This is a genomic window from Halomonas sp. JB37 (assembly GCF_002332255.1).
Lineage (GTDB): Bacteria > Pseudomonadota > Gammaproteobacteria > Pseudomonadales > Halomonadaceae > Vreelandella > Vreelandella casei.
The window spans coordinates 3,282,543-3,299,354 of sequence record NZ_NRGW01000001.1 but is presented as its reverse complement, the minus strand read 5'-3'; the positions used below and the strand labels follow the sequence as shown (position 1 = coordinate 3,299,354).

General features: G+C 56.3%; 15 protein-coding genes. 6 read left to right on the top strand and 9 right to left on the bottom strand.

The annotated features are described in order from the left end of the window. Positions 1 to 8 precede the first annotated feature (8 nt). Both CIK78_RS15380 and nfi read left to right on the top strand, forming a co-directional pair. Positions 9 to 1,730 carry a DEAD/DEAH box helicase gene (locus CIK78_RS15380; protein WP_096281719.1) on the top strand — a complete coding sequence of 574 codons (1,722 nt, stop codon included), beginning with the start codon at positions 9 to 11 and terminating at the stop codon, positions 1,728 to 1,730. A 227-nt stretch (positions 1,731 to 1,957) separates the two neighbouring features. Beyond that, entirely contained in the window at positions 1,958 to 2,647 is a 690-nt protein-coding gene (gene nfi, locus CIK78_RS15375; RefSeq protein ID WP_096281717.1) for a deoxyribonuclease V, read from the top strand. A gap of 14 nt (positions 2,648 to 2,661) precedes the next feature. Here the strand turns inward: nfi and CIK78_RS15370 are convergent, their stop codons facing one another. After that, a complete protein-coding gene (locus CIK78_RS15370) occupies positions 2,662 to 3,378 on the bottom strand; it encodes a glutamine amidotransferase (protein WP_096281715.1) in 717 nt (238 codons plus the stop codon). A gap of 164 nt (positions 3,379 to 3,542) precedes the next feature. Here CIK78_RS15370 and tpx point away from each other — a divergent pair, with 164 nt between their 5' ends. Then, entirely contained in the window at positions 3,543 to 4,043 is a 501-nt protein-coding gene (gene tpx, locus CIK78_RS15365; protein WP_096281713.1) for a thiol peroxidase, read from the top strand. Between the two features lie 5 nt (positions 4,044 to 4,048). Here tpx and CIK78_RS15360 read toward each other — a convergent pair whose 3' ends face one another. Together CIK78_RS15360 and CIK78_RS15355 are read right to left on the bottom strand one after the other, a co-directional pair. After that, entirely contained in the window at positions 4,049 to 4,741 is a 693-nt protein-coding gene (locus CIK78_RS15360) for a gamma-glutamyl-gamma-aminobutyrate hydrolase family protein (RefSeq protein ID WP_096281710.1), read from the bottom strand. 43 nt (positions 4,742 to 4,784) lie between these two features. Next, positions 4,785 to 5,816: an amidoligase family protein gene (locus CIK78_RS15355; protein WP_096281708.1), complete on the bottom strand. Its 1,032-nt coding sequence runs from the start codon at positions 5,814 to 5,816 to the stop codon at positions 4,785 to 4,787. Positions 5,817 to 5,943: 127 nt separating this feature from the next. Here CIK78_RS15355 and CIK78_RS15350 point away from each other — a divergent pair, with 127 nt between their 5' ends. The 3 genes from CIK78_RS15350 (at position 5,944) to CIK78_RS15340 (ending at position 10,822) form a co-directional block, all read left to right on the top strand. Next, positions 5,944 to 8,394 carry a mechanosensitive ion channel domain-containing protein gene (locus CIK78_RS15350; RefSeq protein WP_096281706.1) on the top strand — a complete coding sequence of 817 codons (2,451 nt, stop codon included), beginning with the start codon at positions 5,944 to 5,946 and terminating at the stop codon, positions 8,392 to 8,394. A 132-nt stretch (positions 8,395 to 8,526) separates the two neighbouring features. Further along, positions 8,527 to 10,002: a hypothetical protein gene (locus tag CIK78_RS15345; protein ID WP_096281704.1), complete on the top strand. Its 1,476-nt coding sequence runs from the start codon at positions 8,527 to 8,529 to the stop codon at positions 10,000 to 10,002. A 130-nt stretch (positions 10,003 to 10,132) separates the two neighbouring features. Continuing rightward, positions 10,133 to 10,822, top strand: coding sequence for a CBS domain-containing protein (locus CIK78_RS15340; protein WP_096281702.1), 690 nt, complete (start codon positions 10,133 to 10,135; stop codon positions 10,820 to 10,822). A gap of 67 nt (positions 10,823 to 10,889) precedes the next feature. Here the strand turns inward: CIK78_RS15340 and CIK78_RS15335 are convergent, their stop codons facing one another. The 6 genes from CIK78_RS15335 to deoC all read right to left on the bottom strand — a co-directional run bounded on the left by CIK78_RS15335 (position 10,890) and on the right by deoC (position 16,742). Continuing rightward, positions 10,890 to 12,014, bottom strand: coding sequence for an aminotransferase class V-fold PLP-dependent enzyme (locus tag CIK78_RS15335; RefSeq protein WP_096281700.1), 1,125 nt, complete (start codon positions 12,012 to 12,014; stop codon positions 10,890 to 10,892). Between the two features lie 133 nt (positions 12,015 to 12,147). Continuing rightward, positions 12,148 to 12,585, bottom strand: coding sequence for a cytidine deaminase (gene cdd, locus CIK78_RS15330; RefSeq protein ID WP_096281698.1), 438 nt, complete (start codon positions 12,583 to 12,585; stop codon positions 12,148 to 12,150). Between the two features lie 12 nt (positions 12,586 to 12,597). Then, on the bottom strand, positions 12,598 to 13,323 hold the full coding sequence (gene deoD / locus CIK78_RS15325) for a purine-nucleoside phosphorylase (protein WP_096281696.1): 726 nt from the start codon (positions 13,321 to 13,323) through the stop codon (positions 12,598 to 12,600). Positions 13,324 to 13,351: 28 nt separating this feature from the next. Beyond that, positions 13,352 to 14,596 carry a phosphopentomutase gene (locus CIK78_RS15320; protein ID WP_096281694.1) on the bottom strand — a complete coding sequence of 415 codons (1,245 nt, stop codon included), beginning with the start codon at positions 14,594 to 14,596 and terminating at the stop codon, positions 13,352 to 13,354. After that, positions 14,593 to 15,948: a thymidine phosphorylase gene (gene deoA, locus CIK78_RS15315; protein ID WP_096281692.1), complete on the bottom strand. Its 1,356-nt coding sequence runs from the start codon at positions 15,946 to 15,948 to the stop codon at positions 14,593 to 14,595. Before deoA ends, CIK78_RS15320 begins: the two co-directional genes overlap by 4 nt. Beyond that, entirely contained in the window at positions 15,948 to 16,742 is a 795-nt protein-coding gene (gene deoC / locus CIK78_RS15310; RefSeq protein WP_096281689.1) for a deoxyribose-phosphate aldolase, read from the bottom strand. The genes deoA and deoC overlap by 1 nt, the downstream gene beginning before the upstream one ends. Positions 16,743 to 16,812 lie beyond the last annotated feature (70 nt).

The window sequence follows — 16,812 nt, the reverse complement described above, 5'->3', positions numbered from 1 at the left end:
TGTGATTAATGACCTCGACTTCTGTCGCCTCGCCGAGCTTCGGTGATCTGGCTCTATTGCCTGCCGTTCTGTCTGCTGTTGAATCACAGGGCTATTTAGTACCCTCGCCGATTCAGGCACAAACCATTCCTGCGCTGCTTGAAGGCCGCGACATGCTGGGCCAAGCTCAGACAGGTACGGGTAAAACGGCTGCGTTTGCTTTACCCCTATTATCGCGCCTGGAACTCCAGCGTCGCGAGCCACAGGTGCTGGTCATGGCACCGACCCGCGAGTTGGCTCAGCAAGTAGCTGCCTCGTTTAGTAAGTACGGCCAAAACCTGAAAGGCCTCGAAGTGGCTACCCTGTGTGGCGGCCAAGAGTATCGTGAGCAGCTAGGCGCTCTTAAGCGTGGCGCACAAGTCGTTGTGGGTACACCGGGTCGTATTATCGATCACCTGGATCGCGGCAGCCTGAAACTGGATGGCCTATCCGCGCTAGTGCTGGACGAAGCCGACGAAATGCTGCGCATGGGCTTTATCGACGACGTAAAACGCGTGGTTGCCGATACCCCTAAAGATGCACAGCGCGTGTTCTTCTCGGCTACGCTGCCGGCAGAAATAGAGCGCATCGTTAACCGCTACCTGGTTAACCCCGTGAAAGTGGCGATTGAATCTGGCACCACGACTGGCGAAAACATCGAGCAGCGCATTGTGCGCGTTGATGGCGGCGCCAAGCTAGAAGCCCTGTCACGTATTCTTGAAGTCGAGCCGGTCGATGGGGCCATCGTCTTTGTTCGTACTCGTGCAGCCTGTACTACCCTGGTTGAGCAACTGACTGCACGCGGTGTTAACGCTGCTGGGCTTTCGGGCGACCTTGATCAAAGCCTGCGTGAGCGTACTATTACTCGCTTGAAGCGTGGCAAAGTTGATGTGTTGATTGCTACCGACGTTGCGGCTCGTGGCCTAGACGTATCGCGTATCACTCACGTCATCAACTACGACCTGCCCCAAGATGCGGAAGCCTATACGCACCGTATCGGCCGTACCGGTCGCGCTGGTCGTAGCGGTATCGCGATTACCTTTGCTGGCTTCCGTGAAGGCCGCAAAGTCGGTTGGATGGAGCAGGCAACCGGTCAGAAAATGGCTGAAATGCCGCTGCCTGATGAGTCGGCTATCCGCGCTCATCGTGATGACGTCTTCCATCATCGCGTTATCGCCTCTTTAACCAAAGGCGCCGCAGAACAGCGTGCTTTGATTGAGCGTCTTATTGAAGAAGGCCATGATCCGATCGAGCTGACCTGTGCGTTTGCCGCTATGGCGCGTGCTGATGAAGCGCCAATTGGTCGTCTTCAGGCGCCGCGCAAAGAGCGTCCGACGCGTGACGGCGCACCTGCCGGTAAGCCGGGTGCTCGCCGTGAGCGTACTAGCAACAGCGCCCCGACCGAAGGCATGACGCGCTACCGCGTCTCCGTTGGTCATAAAGATGGCGTTAAGCCGGGCCAGCTAGTTGGCGCTTTGGCTAACGAAGGTGGCATTGAAGGCGCGCGTATCGGCCGTATCGATATTCGCAACGCGTTCTCTGTGGTTGAGCTGCCAAGCGGCCTGCCTGCAACGATTCTTACTAAGATGGCACGTGCTCGTGTAGCCGGTCGTCCGCTAGAAATCAGCGAAGACAGCGCACCGGCTGAGCGCGCACCGCGCCGCCGTCGTGATGAAGGTGATGCGCCGGTTCGTCGTCGCGAACGCGCCTAAGTCTTTATTAGCGTGAGTCTTTATTAGCGTGAGTCTTAATTAACGTAAGGCTTAATCAGCGGCTGCTAAGCGGCAATTGAGACGCTCATAACGCCCCCGCACCTTTCCTGGTGCGGGGGCGTTTTTTTTGCTGCTTTAGCTATTTCTCACTACGATATCTCACACCACGATCTCTCTCACTACGCTGTCCTGCATCACGCTATTCTTTACCACGTTAGGAGGACGCCATGCTGGCACCGCTTCATGATTGGAACCTTGTGCCAAGTGAGGCGAGGGCGCTGCAGTCACAGCTGGCTGAGCGGCTAGAAACGTCAGATCGGCTAGCGCCGGTTTCGCACATTGCCGGAGTTGACATCGGTTTTGAAGACGGCGGCGAAACGACGCGCGCGGCGGTGGTCGTGCTGAAATGGAACCCGGCCACTGCGCCAGATTTAAGCGTGGTTGAGCAAGTGGTTTATCGCGAGCCCACGCGCATGCCGTATATTCCTGGCTTGCTGTCGTTTCGTGAGGTTCCAGCGGCGCTAGGGGCCTTTGCAATGCTCAGCGTGCAGCCTGAGTTAGTGATGGTGGATGGCCAGGGAATTGCTCATCCCCGCCGCTTAGGCGTGGCGGCGCATTTAGGGCTGTGGCTTGATTTGCCCACGATTGGTATTGCCAAGTCACGCCTGTGTGGAAAGCATGCGGAGGTGGGCGAGCAGCGCGGCGACTGGGTGCCGCTTTACGCGGGAGCCGAGACGATCGGTGCCGTCGTGCGCTCCCGCGCCAAGGTCAAGCCCGTCTATGTGTCGCCAGGGCACCGGGTGACGCTGGAAACCTCGCTTGCCTGGGTAATGCGCTGCTTAGGCCGCACTAAGCTACCGGAGCCAACGCGCCTGGCGGATCGTTTAGCTTCCCGGCGCGATGAGCGTCAGTCGTGAGTCGTGCTGCGGAGTTATACGAAGGTTAAAAACCGCTGGAGAAGGCTTGAAGATGCCTGGCAGTCAACCACGTTCGCTAGTAGTACTTCGGGTTCTTCGCCCTGGTCGCGCAGCGCCTCGCGCTGGCGTTCAAGATAGGCGCGCATCACGGGGGCGGTGAATTCAGGGTGAAACTGCACGCTCCACTGGCGTGGGCCGTAGCGTAGCGCCTGGTGAGCATCGTGGTGGTTATGGGCTAGCACGGTAGATCCAGGTGGCGCCTGTATAACCGACTGCGCGTGAGTAAGGTGCGCCGCAAAGCGTTCCGGAAGCTGGCGAAACAAGGGGTCGATTTGACCTGCCTGGGTGAGCCGCACGGTGCGCGTGCCGGACTCTCGGCCAGCCGGATGATAGTCACTCACGCCACCAAACGCGGCAGCCATCAGCTGATGGCCATAGCAAACGCCGAGCATGGGCGTATCGTTGGCGAGCGCTTCTTCAAGCCATGGCTTGAGTGCTTCACTCCAGGGCTCGGCGTCACTCACCATGCTGTGCGAGCCGGTAATAACGATGGCGGCCAGCGTACCCACCGAGGGCGCGGGTGTGTTGGCCCGTGCGTCCCAAACCCGCAGCGTCAAATGCTCTGGCAGGGCGGTGCTGAGCTGTTTTTCAAACAGCGTTTCAAAGTCACCGTGTTGGTCGATCACTTCTGGAAAAGCGTCGCCAGTTTTAACAATTAGTACACAGGCCATGCCAAAACCTCAGTAAGATAAACCGGCAGCGTTGAACAAATACGCTAACGGCAAGTCTGCAAAGGCGTGACGATAGCGCTTATCATCAATGCTTTCTAGTGGGTTTGTCAGTGAGGCCCGAGACATTCTCACCCTATTTAGCTGAATAACCCAAGGAGTAGGCAATGCAACAGATTACCCGCGCAGGCGAACCTATGGATGTCGCTGGCACGCTGCCCGCTGAAGGCCAAGTGGCACCTGTGATGACGCTTACCAATACTGACATGCAGGATGTCACGCTCGAGACTTACGCCGGCAAGCGTAAAGTGCTCAACATTATTCCCAGCGTAGACACCCCCACCTGCGCAATGTCCACACGCCGCTTTAATGAGCTGGCCTCTAATCTTGCTGACACCGTGGTGTTGGTTGTGTCTGCCGACTTACCTTTTGCGGCGAAGCGCTTTTGCGGTGCTGAAGGATTAGATAACGTCGAAACACTGTCTACTTTCCGCCACGGCGAATTTCTTGAGGCCTGGGGCGTTGCACTGCGCAATAGTCCGATGGAAGGGCTGTGCGCCCGAGCGGTAGTTGTGCTGGATGCCGATAACCGGGTGCTACACAGCGAGCTGGTGAGTGAGTTGAAAAACGAGCCTGACTACAGCGCTGCGCTAGCGGTTCTCAAGTAGTAACGCTACTCGCACTGTTTTCCGCACCGGCTAGAATGGCGCTTTGATGCCGCCACCAGTGCGCGAATTAAGCGCTGCTGGGGGCGGTTGAAAATCAGCCATTCGGGGTGCCATTGCACGCCAATCAAAAAGTCATGCTCACGAGACTCGATGCCTTGCACTAGGCCATCGCGGTCGCGAGCGACGATATCAATGCCCCGTCCAGCTTGGTAAACGGCTTGATGATGCAGGCTATTGACGCGGCACCACGTTACTCCCAGCAAGCGGTGTAGCTTGCTTGCGCCGACAATGTCGACGGTTTTGCGGGGTAGCACGGTACGGCGCCGCTTTAAGCCTTCATGGGTGGTGTAGATGTCAGGATCAAGCGTGCCGCCAAGATGCACGTTGATTAATTGCGCCCCCCTGCAGATGCCTAGTACCGGCGTTTGTAACGGAATAAAACGTTCCAGTAGCATAAGCTCTAGCTCATCGCGCGCGGGGTCAAGGCGCACATCCAGCTGTACCTCTGCGCCGTAGAGGTAGGCCTGTATGTCGTCGCCGCCGCCAATGATCAAGCCATCCAGGCTCTTCGGTAAAGCGCGCGCGGGCGATAGGCGCAGCGGCTTACCACCATGGCGCCAGACGGCAAACCAATCAAACCACCAGGCTAGCTGGCTTTTTTGATCAGACGTTGTGATTCCGATAAGCGGTCGAGACATGCCGATAGTTACTCGCTATTTTTTAAATTAAAGAAGGTGCGCTCTAACGTTTACGGCGAAGCCAGTGGCCCAGTTTTTTTGATCCTCGGGCCAGCTTTGCTTTTACACGCGTTAGCAGCGGCCGGTTTTGATCGGCGATATATTCGGCGCACCGTGCCAGCAGTACCTCGGCATTGGCGGCGAGTTTTTCTACCTCGACCCAGCGGTTCCATTCAACGACCGAGCCCCAGCCGGGCTGTGAAAGCTGTGCATTAGGCAGCCGGTAATGAAAGGTAGGGCGCGATTTAGTGAGCTTGGCATGCAGCAATGCATGCGGATGCGCTGGGCGTAAATAGGCGAATAGTGGCAGCATATCCAATTCGCGATTACGCGTAGGGTTGTAGTGCAGATAGTCATTGATCAGCGTGTCAAGATCGGGTGAATAGTGGCTATCGAGCACTTTCAGCACGTATTCTTTAGGGAAAGGGTTGGCGTGAGGCAGTATTTCCCGGGTAATGTCGATTTTGATGTCGTCGCGCAACCAGCTGGCAAGTAGCATATAGGCCCGCAGCATGGCGAGCAGGTAGCCGACGTCAAAATGCGCCACTTCCGGATTAAGATGCAGCCCGAACCCATACATTAGGCTTGCATCGGTGCCTTTCGCACCGTGCTTGCGCAGAGTTTCAAATAGCGTGTCTAGCGCTTCGAGTTCATTCCAGGGCACGGGTGGCACAACGATCTCTGTCGGTACTAGGCCCGTGACCATGTCGCCAATCAGCTCACGGGTTTTCTGGTGAAACTCAATGCGGCGTTGCTGCCGGTGGCGCGTCCACTCGTTGTCGAGAGCGCTAGGGTCTTCAAACAAGGATTGGTCAGGGTGAGCGTACTGAGTGTCTAGCTCGATACCAAATTGGCCCCAGCGAGTAGCCTCTACTAGTAGCCGGTGAGGGCTTACCACGTTAAGCTCCCCGCCAAATAGATCGCGTACGATCAGCGCTGTGTCGCTGGGCGGTAGGCCAGCAAATTCAATTTCGACGCCAACATGCCGGTTTTTTCCATGGCTGTTTAAGCGGTTGGGCGGAGCTTGTAGCGTCATCTCAGCATCCTTGAGGTGAACGTTTAGGTGCTCAGCCTATCATAGACACGCGTCGAGGCTGCGCGTACTCAATGCGCATGAAGAAGGTCAGCAGGACGCTATTCAGACTAATTTTCAGGAGTAAAGCGTGCGACAGCACCGGTTAACCCACACGATAATAAGCATCGTCTTCTTTGTGCTGATCAGCGTGACTGCCATGCAGGCTCAGGCGCAGATGGTGTCCCTGCCAAGTTTGGGCGGCGGCGCTGATGAGGAAAAAGCCGACGTTAGCGGGAGCGAGTTTCAGAGCTCGTTAAACGATGTTATCGGCATGCTCGAAAACGAGGAGCAGCGGACCCAACTGTTGGCGTCGCTGCGCGAGCTGCAGATCACCACGGATGCTGCCAATGAGGAAGACAGTATTTTGCGGCAAGGCCTGCTTGGCGCGCTTGCAGATACGCTCAGCGATCTTGGTGATCAAGCTCAAGCCGGCAATTCTCCCCTTGATGAGTGGTCGCGCCAATTGTCGCAGGGCGCTGACGATTTACGCGCGCTTAACGATGATGCTGATCAGGGTGAGATCATTCGAGCCGTGGCTGAGGGCGCGGTGCTGGCGCTTGTCTGGACAGGGCTTCTGGTGGTGATGATAGCTTTTGGGCGGATGCTGGCAACTCGCCGCCATTGGCCGTTGGATCTACCTCGTGACCCGAAAGGCAGGCTACTGGCGATACATTTTTTCCGGCGCATGCTGCCCTGGGCGCTAGCCTTTGCCATCACGCTAGGGATTGGTCAGGTGCTGCCTGATAGTCCAGGGCGAACGATGGTATTAGTCGTGGCGTATATTTGCCTGTGCGGTCGAGCGCTGTCGGTGGTGTTTGAAACGGTGGTGGCATTTTTCAGCCGCGGTCATCGTTTTACCGCTGTTCAGCTTCTCCAGCAGCAGGCCCTGCGTGGCCTGTTTGTGATTGGGGCATTGATTGCTCTCGGTGACGCGGTTAACTCTACACGCTTGGTAGAGCTGCTTGGGAGTGAGCTGTCGAGCCTGGTATCGGTGCTTGCCAATATGCTGGCGGCGCTACTATCCGTGCGGTTTATTTTTAAATTTAAACGTCCCGTGCGCCATCTGATTTGCAATCGTCCGTTTAAACAGCGCCGCGATGCCAGTACGGCCGTTGAAATGATTCGCTCGCTGGGCGGCCTGTGGCATATTCCCGCGCTGCTGCTGGTGAGCGGTTCTCTGCTGGCTATTTTTATTACCGTTGGCGATGTGGGTACCGCGCTGGCTCGTTCGATTATTTCAGCCAGCCTGCTGGTGCTCACATTAGTCATTACGGGGCTACTGCGACGCCAGTCGGAACGGATGGGGAAACGCCGTCATCGCCATCGCTACAGCCAGTACCGTAAGCGCCTAGAGCGGTTTGGTTTTGTGTTGGCGCATATCTGTTCGTGGATGGTGTTTGCCGAACTTTCCATGCAGGTGTGGGGTGGGTCATTGTTTGGTCTTGGCCAGCAAGCCGTTGCCAGCGCCCGAATTGGTCAAGCGCTGGTCAGCCTGGGTGCCACCGTACTGCTTGCGTGGCTGGTATGGATTCTGGCTGACACGGCAATTCAGCGCGCGCTTACCTCCTCTGCGCGTTCGCGCGGGCGGCGCGTTAATCAGGCGCGGGCGCAAACCATCACGCCGATGATTCGCAACGTCATTTTTGTCATCATTTTAATTATTGCGGTAATTTCTGGATTGGCCAACTTAGGCGTCAATGTGACGCCGCTACTGGCCGGTGCGGGTGTGATCGGTTTGGCCATTGGTTTTGGTGCCCAAACCCTCGTTCAGGATTTGATTACCGGTATTTTTATCTTGATCGAAGATTCGCTAGCGGTAGATGACTTCGTTAAGATCAATAATCATATGGGAACGGTCGAAGGGCTAACGCTGCGCACCGTGCGTTTACGCGATCTAGACGGTGTCGTGCATATCATCACCTTTAGCCGTATCGAATCGATTCACAATATGTCGCGCCAGTTCGGTATCGCATTAATGCGTATCCGAATTCCCTACGATATGAAGATCGACGATGCGATTACGCTGATGCAGGAGACCGCCCAAGAGCTGCGTAAAGATCCGATGATGCGCCATTACATCTGGTCGCCGCTTGAGATGCAGGGGGTTCAGGGCTTCGAAGATGGCTGTCCTATTCTGCGTATGCGTTTTCGTACGGCGCCAGAAATGCAGTGGGATGTTTCCCGGGCATTTAACCTGCTGCTAAAACAGCGCATGGAATCTCAGGCGATTGACCTGGGCATCCCGCGTCTTAGCGTCAGTATGGAAGCGCGCTCTGAAGACCGTCGTCAGGATGAAACCGGTACTGACTTTGCCATCGAGCCCAGCGGCGAAGAGGACACAGATAGCTCGCGTAAAAAGCCCGCGCCGCCCCAGCCCGCACCGCTGCCTACTACGGCAGAAACGCAAATAGATGAACGGGAGCGGGCAAACGATAAGACGTCTGAGCGAGCGGCGTCACATCGTCACAAACCCCAGGCTCAAGGCGAGCCCCAGAGCAATACCTATACCAGCGCCAGTGGCGAACACGGCGATGAGTAACCACGGCGATAGCGGGTATCTGTTATGCAAAGGTGCAGTGGCGCCCGTTCGCCAAATGCAGAGGATCCTGGAGATGTGGCTTTAGCTTCTCAATATTATCGTAGTGAGCATTGACGTCGGGGGGGAGCGCAAGTGATCAACGTTGAGCGTAAAAATAGCTTTCAGCTGCGCCTTACTCGGCGGCTTAAGGAAGAGACATCGCATAACCTCGATGTTTATCTTTTCATACCTGGCGAGCTGGGATTAAGTACCCAGCTCATCTCCGAGGAAGCGTTTTACCACTCGGCAATTAATGTGTCGCGCACCTACTATAGTGACGAATATCTGCTGCCGCTGGTGCATAGCCGTCTCGCCAGCCGAAACCGTTTGGGCAGTGACTCTTACCGGCTGAGTTTGAGTTTATATGCTTATCAGTACGTGGTGGCGATGGAGCGCACCACTCAGATGATGTTGGTCAGTGCCAATAAGCTGCGCCATGCCCGCCAAGAGGAGCGAGAAGAGAACAGTGAGGTGCACGAAAGCGCCAACGCTTTACGCGACCAGCTGAATGAAATGATCGATTTAAGCGATGGCATACTTAAGCGGCTGCGGCGCAATCAGCCCAGCGATGAAAGCTTATATAAGTACTTTGCTAATATTGATAATTATCTCTCTTGGTTTACTGAGCAGCAGCTGTTGGCGTTGGTAGCGCACATGCCTCGTGGCGGTGAGTTTACCGAAAGCCGTCGGCGCTTTATTAGCGTATGCCATCGTGAGGATGAGTATCGTCGCGAGCAGGAGTATAACGCTGAGCGAGTGATGGCTGATCCCACTCGAATGTCGAATAAAATGCGCCTGCTGCGCCGCCTAATCGAGCATCCCATCACGCTTAAACAGCAGGCGTTAGAGCTGGGTGGCGGTGAGCAAAAAGCGGTTAAGGCGCTGGCGACGGCCGTGGTGATGGCATGCGTAACGTTGGGTGTATTACGCGTGCGTGAGGTGGTAGGCGATATTACGGCGCTGTTTGTGCTGGCCATGGCGCTTCTTTACGCCATGCGGGAAGTGTTCAAAGACGATTTGCGCAACACCCTCTGGCGGCTGCTGCGCAAAGGACGGCCTAAGTGGCGCCGTCAGTATCTCGACCCTACTCGTAATGCCTTGGTAGGCCGCCAGCTAGAGTGGTTTGATTACAAACGCTTCGCCTCGTTAAGCGACGACATTCAGCAGATGCGCCGCCGCACGGTCGCCCAGCGTGAAGAAATGGTGCTGCACTATCGTTCAAGTTCGCGTATGTCGCCCACTCGTTTTTTAAGCGGCTACGAACATACCCGTGAAACGCTGAATCTCGATATATCAATGCTTACTCGATTAATGAATAAGGGAAAGCACCACATATACCGCCTGAAAGATGGCCAAGCGGTTCGTGAAAGCGTTGAGCGTCGCCATTTATTTAACCTCGTCGTTCGAGAAACCGGCAGCGAAGACTCGCCCTATCTTGCCCGCTGGAAGGTTGTGGTCAGTCGCTCAGGGATTGTTGATGTTGAAAAAGTCGAAGAGAATACTGTCATTAAGAACGAGGTCATCAAGAACGAGGTCATCAAGAACGAGGTCATGAAGGGCAGCAACTAACAGCGTGAACCACAGCGAATGCATGGCTAAATCGCGAGGAGCGAACTAGGCTCAAATAATGGGTAGGTTAACCTGCGTTTGCGGCGCAGCCTTTAAGGTTCATCTTAGAGCTGTCGCAAGGAGAAAAGCCATGCAAGCTATTGATATTATGACGCCAAAAGTCATCAGTGTGAGCCCCGATGCCGAGGTGCGTGACATTGCCCAGCTACTGATCAATAACCGCATTAGCGCCGTTCCTGTTATTGACGCCGAGCAACGGGTGATCGGAATTGTCAGCGAAGGCGATTTGATGCGCCAACTGAAAAATGACGATGACGGTCCTCAATCCTGGTGGTTATCGCTGGTCAGCGGGGGCAAAGATCCCGGCGACTACGTTAAGCAGCATGGCCGTAAAGCGCATGAGGTGATGACCCCGAATCCGATCACGGTGGAAGAGAACACACCCCTTCACGATATTGCTCGATTGCTAGAAAAAAATCACATTAAACGCGTACCCGTCGTGCGCGACGATAAGCTGATAGGCATTGTCAGTCGTGCCAACTTGCTACAAGGGGTTGCTAATGCGGCAGTGGCACCGACCCAATCACCGACCGATGATCGACACATTCGAGACGCTATTTTAAAAGAAGTTGAGCATAACGCCGGTGTGCAGACGGGAAACATTAGCGTGATTGTCAACGGCGGTGCGGTAGAGCTTTGGGGGCTAGTTGAGTCGCTAGAGCAGAAGCAAGCAGCAGCTGTTGCAGCAGAAAACATTGCAGGGGTGACTCGGGTCGACAATCACCTGGGCATGATGCCGCGCGGCTTTGGCTATTCGTAGCACATTTCGCCAAGATATCACTGGCCGTAGAACATGCCCGCCGTCTTTAATGGCGGGCATTGTCGTATTAGGCCACTGATTTAATTGCTTGCTCTAAGCTATCGACGCTACGCTGGGTGTGATGGAGTTTATCAAGCCCAAACAGGCCAATGCGGAAGGTCTGAAAATTGTCGCCTTCATCACACATCAGCGGCACGCCGCCGGCTACTTGGATGCCCGCCTGGGCCAGTTTGCCCACTAAGCCGCTATCGTTGTTATAGCAGACCACGACGCCCGGTGCCTCAAAGCCTTCAGCGGCAACGCTAACAAAGCCGTGGCGTTTCAGCATGGCGCGGACGTCATGCCCAATCGCTTGCTGCTCCTCTTTTACCTTGGCAAAGCCATAATCGCGGGTCTCCTGCATGATGCCACGCAGCTGTCGCAAGGCATCGGTCGGCATGGTGGCGTGATAAGCGTGGCCGCCGTTTTCATAGGCCTGCATGATGCTGTGCCACTTCGCTAAGTCGCAGGCAAAGCTGTTGCTCTGCGTCTCACTTAATCGCTGTGTGGCGCGCTCTGAGAGCATCACCATCGCGCAGCAGGGTGAGCCGCTCCAGCCTTTCTGCGGGGCGCTTACCACCACGTCAATGCCGAGCGTCTGCATATTTACCCATAGCGTGCCAGCGGCGATGGCGTCTAACACAAACAAACCGCCCACTTCGTGAGTGGCCTCTGCAAGCGCCTGGATATAGTCGTCCGGCAGCAACAAGCCAGCCGAGGTTTCCACCTGCGGGGCGAATACGACAGCAGGTTTTTCACTAAGAATCTGCGCTACGGCTTCATCAATGGGCACCGGCTGAAAAGGCGCAGTCGCATCATCTGCATTAAGTCGCCGCGCTTTAAGCACCGTGTGCTGATCAGTTAAGCAACCCATCTCAATAATTTGCGTCCAGCGATAGCTAAACCAGCCGTTGCGGATGACCAGGGTTTTCTGATCGAGCGCAAACTGACGCGCTACCGCCTCCATGCCAAAGGTTCCGCTACCGGGCACAATGGCCACTGAGTGAGCGCTGTAGACTTCTTTCAGCGTGGCAGAAATGTCGCGCATCACGCCTTGAAACTGCTGCGACATATGATTTAGCGAGCGGTCTGTGTAGACCACTGAGTACTCAAGCAAGCCGTCGGGATCGACGTTGGGCAGTAAACCAGCCATGGCGTTCTCCAAGGGGAATGTGCTCTAAGCGGCACACTTCATCATCGATAAGTCGTCATCACTAAGGGTACGAGCAATAAACGCACAAAACCAGCCCGCGAAGGGGCTGGTTCTTAATGCCGTGCAGGTGGGATTAACGCGGTGGCAACTGCTCGGGGCCGAAGGCGTCGGGCAGTAGGGTTTCCATGGTGTAGGTTTTCATCAGCTCGCCGCGAGCGGAAAGTACCTTGATTTGCGTTGCTGGCGTTGCGAACTCGCGAATACGCTGGCGGCAATCGCCGCAAGGCGTGCAAAGATGATCGCCTGGTCCCATCACGTACACGGTCGCGAGCTGGCGCTGCCCTGCAGTGACCATCGCAGAGATAGCCGATGCTTCGGCACACAGGCCTTTATAGTGCGCTACTTCCACGTTGGTGCCCGCAAACTGCTGGCCATCCGACGTCACCATCACTGAAGCTACCGGGTGGTTCGAGTAGGGTGCATAGGCATTGGCTTGCGCACTTAGCAGCTGTTGAACGATTTCTTCTGAAACGATCTCTGCTGTAATTAACTCATCAGAACGTTGACTCATGAGCACTGTCTCCTAAGCGCGCGCTGCGTCGTCGCGCAGCACGGTGTCTAGCGCAATCAGCATCATATCGTCGAAGGTCGATTGACGGTCGGCGCTGGAGAGCGATTCACCCTTCAAAATATGATCCGACACGGTGCATATCGTCATGGCGCGAGCGCCGAACTCGGCGGCGACGCCGTACAGGCCAGCAGCTTCCATCTCAACACCGACAATACCGTAGCGCTTCAGCATTTCGGCCATCTCGGTCTGAGGGTTGTAGAACAGGTCAGCTGAGAATATATTGCCGACTTTTACCGGAACGTTCTGAGCCTTTGCTGCGGCCACCGCGTGCAGCGTCAGGTCAAAGTCCGCAATCGCTGCAAAATCGTGGTCGTTAAAGCGCATGCGGTTGACCTTAGAGTCGGTGCTGGCGCCCATGCCAATGACCACATCGCGCACGTTAACATCGTCACGAACCGCGCCGCAAGAGCCCACGCGAATCAGCGATTTCACACCGTAGTCGGTGATCAGCTCTTTGGCATAAATGGAGACCGACGGAATGCCCATGCCGTGGCCCATCACAGAAATTTTGCGGCCTTTATAAGTACCGGTGTAGCCAAACATGTTGCGAACATCATTAACCTGGCGAACGTCTTCTAGATAGGTGTCGGCGATGTATTTGGCGCGCAGCGGATCGCCGGGCATTAATACAGTATCGGCGAAGTCACCGGGGGCGGCGTTAATGTGTGGGGTTGCCATAAAAGTCTCCTTTAAGCGGCGCTAGGCGCTAGCTAGCGTTAGGAAGAAAGCTTTCGCCATCGGCCATGGCCGGTAGCAGGAAAAAGTCGGCCAGGGTTTGGCCAATGTCTGCAAAGGTGTCGCGCTCGCCCAGCGGGCCGGGGGTGAAACCGGGGCCGTGTACCAAAATGGGGATGTACTCGCGAGTGTGCTCGGTGCCATGCCAGCTGGGGTCGCAGCCGTGATCGGCAGTTAGAATCAGCAGGTCGTCGTCACTGAGTGCCGCCAGCAGGGTGGGCAGCTTGGCATCAAAGTCTTCAAGCGCCGCGGCGTAGCCGGGCACGTCGCGGCGATGGCCGTACACCGAGTCAAAATCGACAAAGTTGGCCATGATCATGGCGCGCTCACCGACGTCACTCTGACTCGTGCGCTTGATCTCGCTGAGCGTGGCATCCATCAGCGCATCGTGGCCGCTGGCTTTTACTTTGTGGGTAATGCCGCAGTGAGCGTAAATGTCGGCGATTTTACCAATAGACACCACTTCGCCGCCGGCATCGGCGAGCTTTTGCAGCACCGTGGGGGCCGGCGGCTCAACGCTGTAGTCGCGGCGATTGCCAGTGCGGGCGAAGGTGTTGCTGTCTTCGCCCACAAACGGGCGGGCGATGACGCGGCCAATGTTGTAGGGCTCAAGCAGTTTGCGCACGGTCTCGCAGAGCTTATACAGCCGTTCCAGGCCAAAATGTTCTTCGTGAGCGGCGATCTGAAACACCGAATCAGCGGAGGTATAAACGATCGGTTTGTCCGTCGCGATATGTTCTTCACCCAAGCGAGCGATGATCTCGGTGCCCGAGGCGTGGCAATTGCCAATCACGCCGGTCAAATCGGCTTCCTGGACAATAGCGTCGAGCAGCTCAAGGGGGAAGCTGTCGGTTTTATCGAGAAAGTAGCCCCAGTCAAAGCGCACCGGCACGCCGGCGATTTCCCAGTGGCCGGAAGGGGTGTCTTTACCGCTGGAAATTTCCTTAGCGTGGGCGTAAGCGCCTTCCAGGCTTTCCGGTAGCGTTACGCCTTCGGCCACGCTGCCGGTGGCATCGCGGTGGGCATGAAACAGGCCAAGCTTGGCCATGTTGGGCAGCTTGAGTGGCCCTGCCCGGTGGGCGTTATCGGCTTCGCCACGGGCGCAGGCGGCGGCTATGTGGCCGAGAGTGTCAGCCCCTACATCGCCAAAGGTGGCGGCATCCGGGGCAGCGCCAATTCCAAAAGAATCAAGGACGATTACAATCGCGCGGCTCATGAGGCTTCTCCACGAAACGTGTCTTGCAGCAGGGTATCGGCGCTGGCCGTACTCTCGCCAATCGTAAACGCTGCACGCAGTTGCTCTGCGGCACGCTCTGCGGCGGCGTTATCGCGGGCGTGAACCATGGCGATGGGGCGCTGACTATCCACGCTATCGCCAGTTTCTACGATCTCTGTGAAGCCTACGCTGTGGTCAACGCTTGCGTCGTTACGCAGGCGACCACCACCCAGTTCCACCACGCTCATGCCCACGGCGCGGGTATCAATACGCTGTACGATGCCTGCTTGCTCGGCGTATACCGGTTTAATCACCTCGGCCTTGGCCAGGTAGTGATCAGAGCGTTCCATAAAGTCGCTGGGGCCGCCAAGCTCGCGCACCATACGGGCAAATACTTCGGCGGCAGCGCCGGAGGTTAGCGCTTTTTCAAGCTGTTTAAGCGCATCTTCACGGGAACCTGCGAGTTTGCCAGCAATCAGCATTTCCACCGCCAACTCACGCGTTACCTGCATCACGCGGCTACCCGCGCGGTCGCCGCGCAGCAGCGCCAGTGTTTCAACAATCTCGACAGCGTTACCGGCACAGGGCGCCAGCGGCTGGCTCATGTCGGTAAGCAGGGCCGTGGTGGGGGTGCCCGCCTGCGTTGCTACGTTCGCGATACTTTTGGCAAGCTCGCGGGATTTTTCCGGCGTGGGCATAAAAGCGCCACTGCCGACTTTGACATCCATGACTAGCGCATCCAGCCCTGACGCCAGCTTTTTACCCAGGATAGAGGCGGTAATCAGCGGAATAGATTCCACTGTAGCGGTCACATCACGCACGCCGTAAATACGTTTGTCCGCGGGGGCCAAGTCGCCCGTTTGGCCGATAATAGCCACGCCGGTGGATTTCACCACCTCGCGAAAGCGTTCTGGCGCAGGGTAAGGGTCGTAGCCGGGGATTGATTCAAGCTTATCCAGCGTGCCGCCGGTATGACCCAGGCCACGCCCAGAAATCATCGGCACAAAGGCACCGCAAGCAGCGACCCACGGGCCGAGTACTAGCGAGACTAAATCGCCTACGCCGCCGGTGGAGTGCTTATCAACAATCGGGCCGGGCAGGTTTAGGTCGCTCCACTGCATCACATGGCCGGAGTCGCGGGTGGCGGTAGTCAGTGCGACCACTTCTTCACGGCTCATACCGTTGAGAAACACGGCCATGGTGAAGGCGCCAATTTGGGCATCGCTAATGCGGTCATCGGCAATGCCCTGCACGAAACCTTTAATCTCTTCAGCAGGCAGCGGTTGGCCGTCACGCTTAAGGCGAATCAGCTCTTGAGGAAGTAGGGCATGTTTGGTTGCGTTGGCTGACATTAATAACCTCCGTCAATGGGGGCGGCGTTGGTGTTGCCGGTCAATGTGTCTAATAAGTTGCCTAACAGGCTAGAGGCGCCGAAGCGAAAGTGCGCCGGCGTCACCCAGGCGGCCCCCATGATATCGCTGGCGAGAGCCAAATATTCGGCCGCATCTTCAGCGGTTTTAACGCCACCCGCCGCTTTGAATCCAACGTCTTTACCGCTGGCTTTAATCGCGTTGAGCATAATTTCAGCGGCTTCTAACGTGGCGTTGACGGCCACTTTGCCGGTCGACGTTTTAATAAAGTCGGCGCCACCTTCAATGGCAATTTCACTGGCGCGTTTGATCAACGCAGGCTCTTTGAGTTCGCCAGACTCAATAATCACTTTGAGTAGCGCCTGGCCAGCACAGGCGGCTTTGCACATCTCAACCAGTTCAAGTCCTGTTTCTTCGTCGCCTGCCATTAGCGCGCGGTAGGGAAATACTACATCCACTTCATGCGCACCTGAGGCAACGGCATCGCGGGTTTCACGAGCAGCACCCATGATGTCGTCACCGCCATGGGGAAAGTTGGTAACAGTGGCAATCTTGACCTGATCATTGAGCGTGTGGGCAGTGAGCGCGCGCTGCGCAGTGACAATAAACTGCGGATAAACGCATACCGCGGCCGGGTGTCCGAAAGGCGTTTTCACCTGCTGGCACAGCGATTCGATCGTGCTGTCGGTGTCATTGTCATTCAGGCTTGTCAAATCCATCATCGTCAGCGCTTGGCGGGCGGCTTGAGCGATTTGTGGGGAGGCAGTCGCGGTCATAGAATTCTCGCAAATTGGTAAAAGAAAAAACGGACACTGCGATCTAAAACAACAGCGTCCGTTAAAGGGT

Coding starts and splice junctions, on each gene's coding strand:
- CIK78_RS15380 (WP_096281719.1), top strand. CDS start 9: ATGACCTCGACTTCTGTCGCCTCGCCGAGCTTCGGTGATCTGGCTCTA.
- nfi (WP_096281717.1), top strand. CDS start 1,958: ATGCTGGCACCGCTTCATGATTGGAACCTTGTGCCAAGTGAGGCGAGG.
- CIK78_RS15370 (WP_096281715.1), bottom strand. CDS start 3,378: ATGGCCTGTGTACTAATTGTTAAAACTGGCGACGCTTTTCCAGAAGTG.
- tpx (WP_096281713.1), top strand. CDS start 3,543: ATGCAACAGATTACCCGCGCAGGCGAACCTATGGATGTCGCTGGCACG.
- CIK78_RS15360 (WP_096281710.1), bottom strand. CDS start 4,741: ATGTCTCGACCGCTTATCGGAATCACAACGTCTGATCAAAAAAGCCAG.
- CIK78_RS15355 (WP_096281708.1), bottom strand. CDS start 5,816: ATGACGCTACAAGCTCCGCCCAACCGCTTAAACAGCCATGGAAAAAAC.
- CIK78_RS15340 (WP_096281702.1), top strand. CDS start 10,133: ATGCAAGCTATTGATATTATGACGCCAAAAGTCATCAGTGTGAGCCCC.
- CIK78_RS15335 (WP_096281700.1), bottom strand. CDS start 12,014: ATGGCTGGTTTACTGCCCAACGTCGATCCCGACGGCTTGCTTGAGTAC.
- cdd (WP_096281698.1), bottom strand. CDS start 12,585: ATGAGTCAACGTTCTGATGAGTTAATTACAGCAGAGATCGTTTCAGAA.
- deoD (WP_096281696.1), bottom strand. CDS start 13,323: ATGGCAACCCCACACATTAACGCCGCCCCCGGTGACTTCGCCGATACT.
- CIK78_RS15320 (WP_096281694.1), bottom strand. CDS start 14,596: ATGAGCCGCGCGATTGTAATCGTCCTTGATTCTTTTGGAATTGGCGCT.
- deoA (WP_096281692.1), bottom strand. CDS start 15,948: ATGTCAGCCAACGCAACCAAACATGCCCTACTTCCTCAAGAGCTGATT.
- deoC (WP_096281689.1), bottom strand. CDS start 16,742: ATGACCGCGACTGCCTCCCCACAAATCGCTCAAGCCGCCCGCCAAGCG.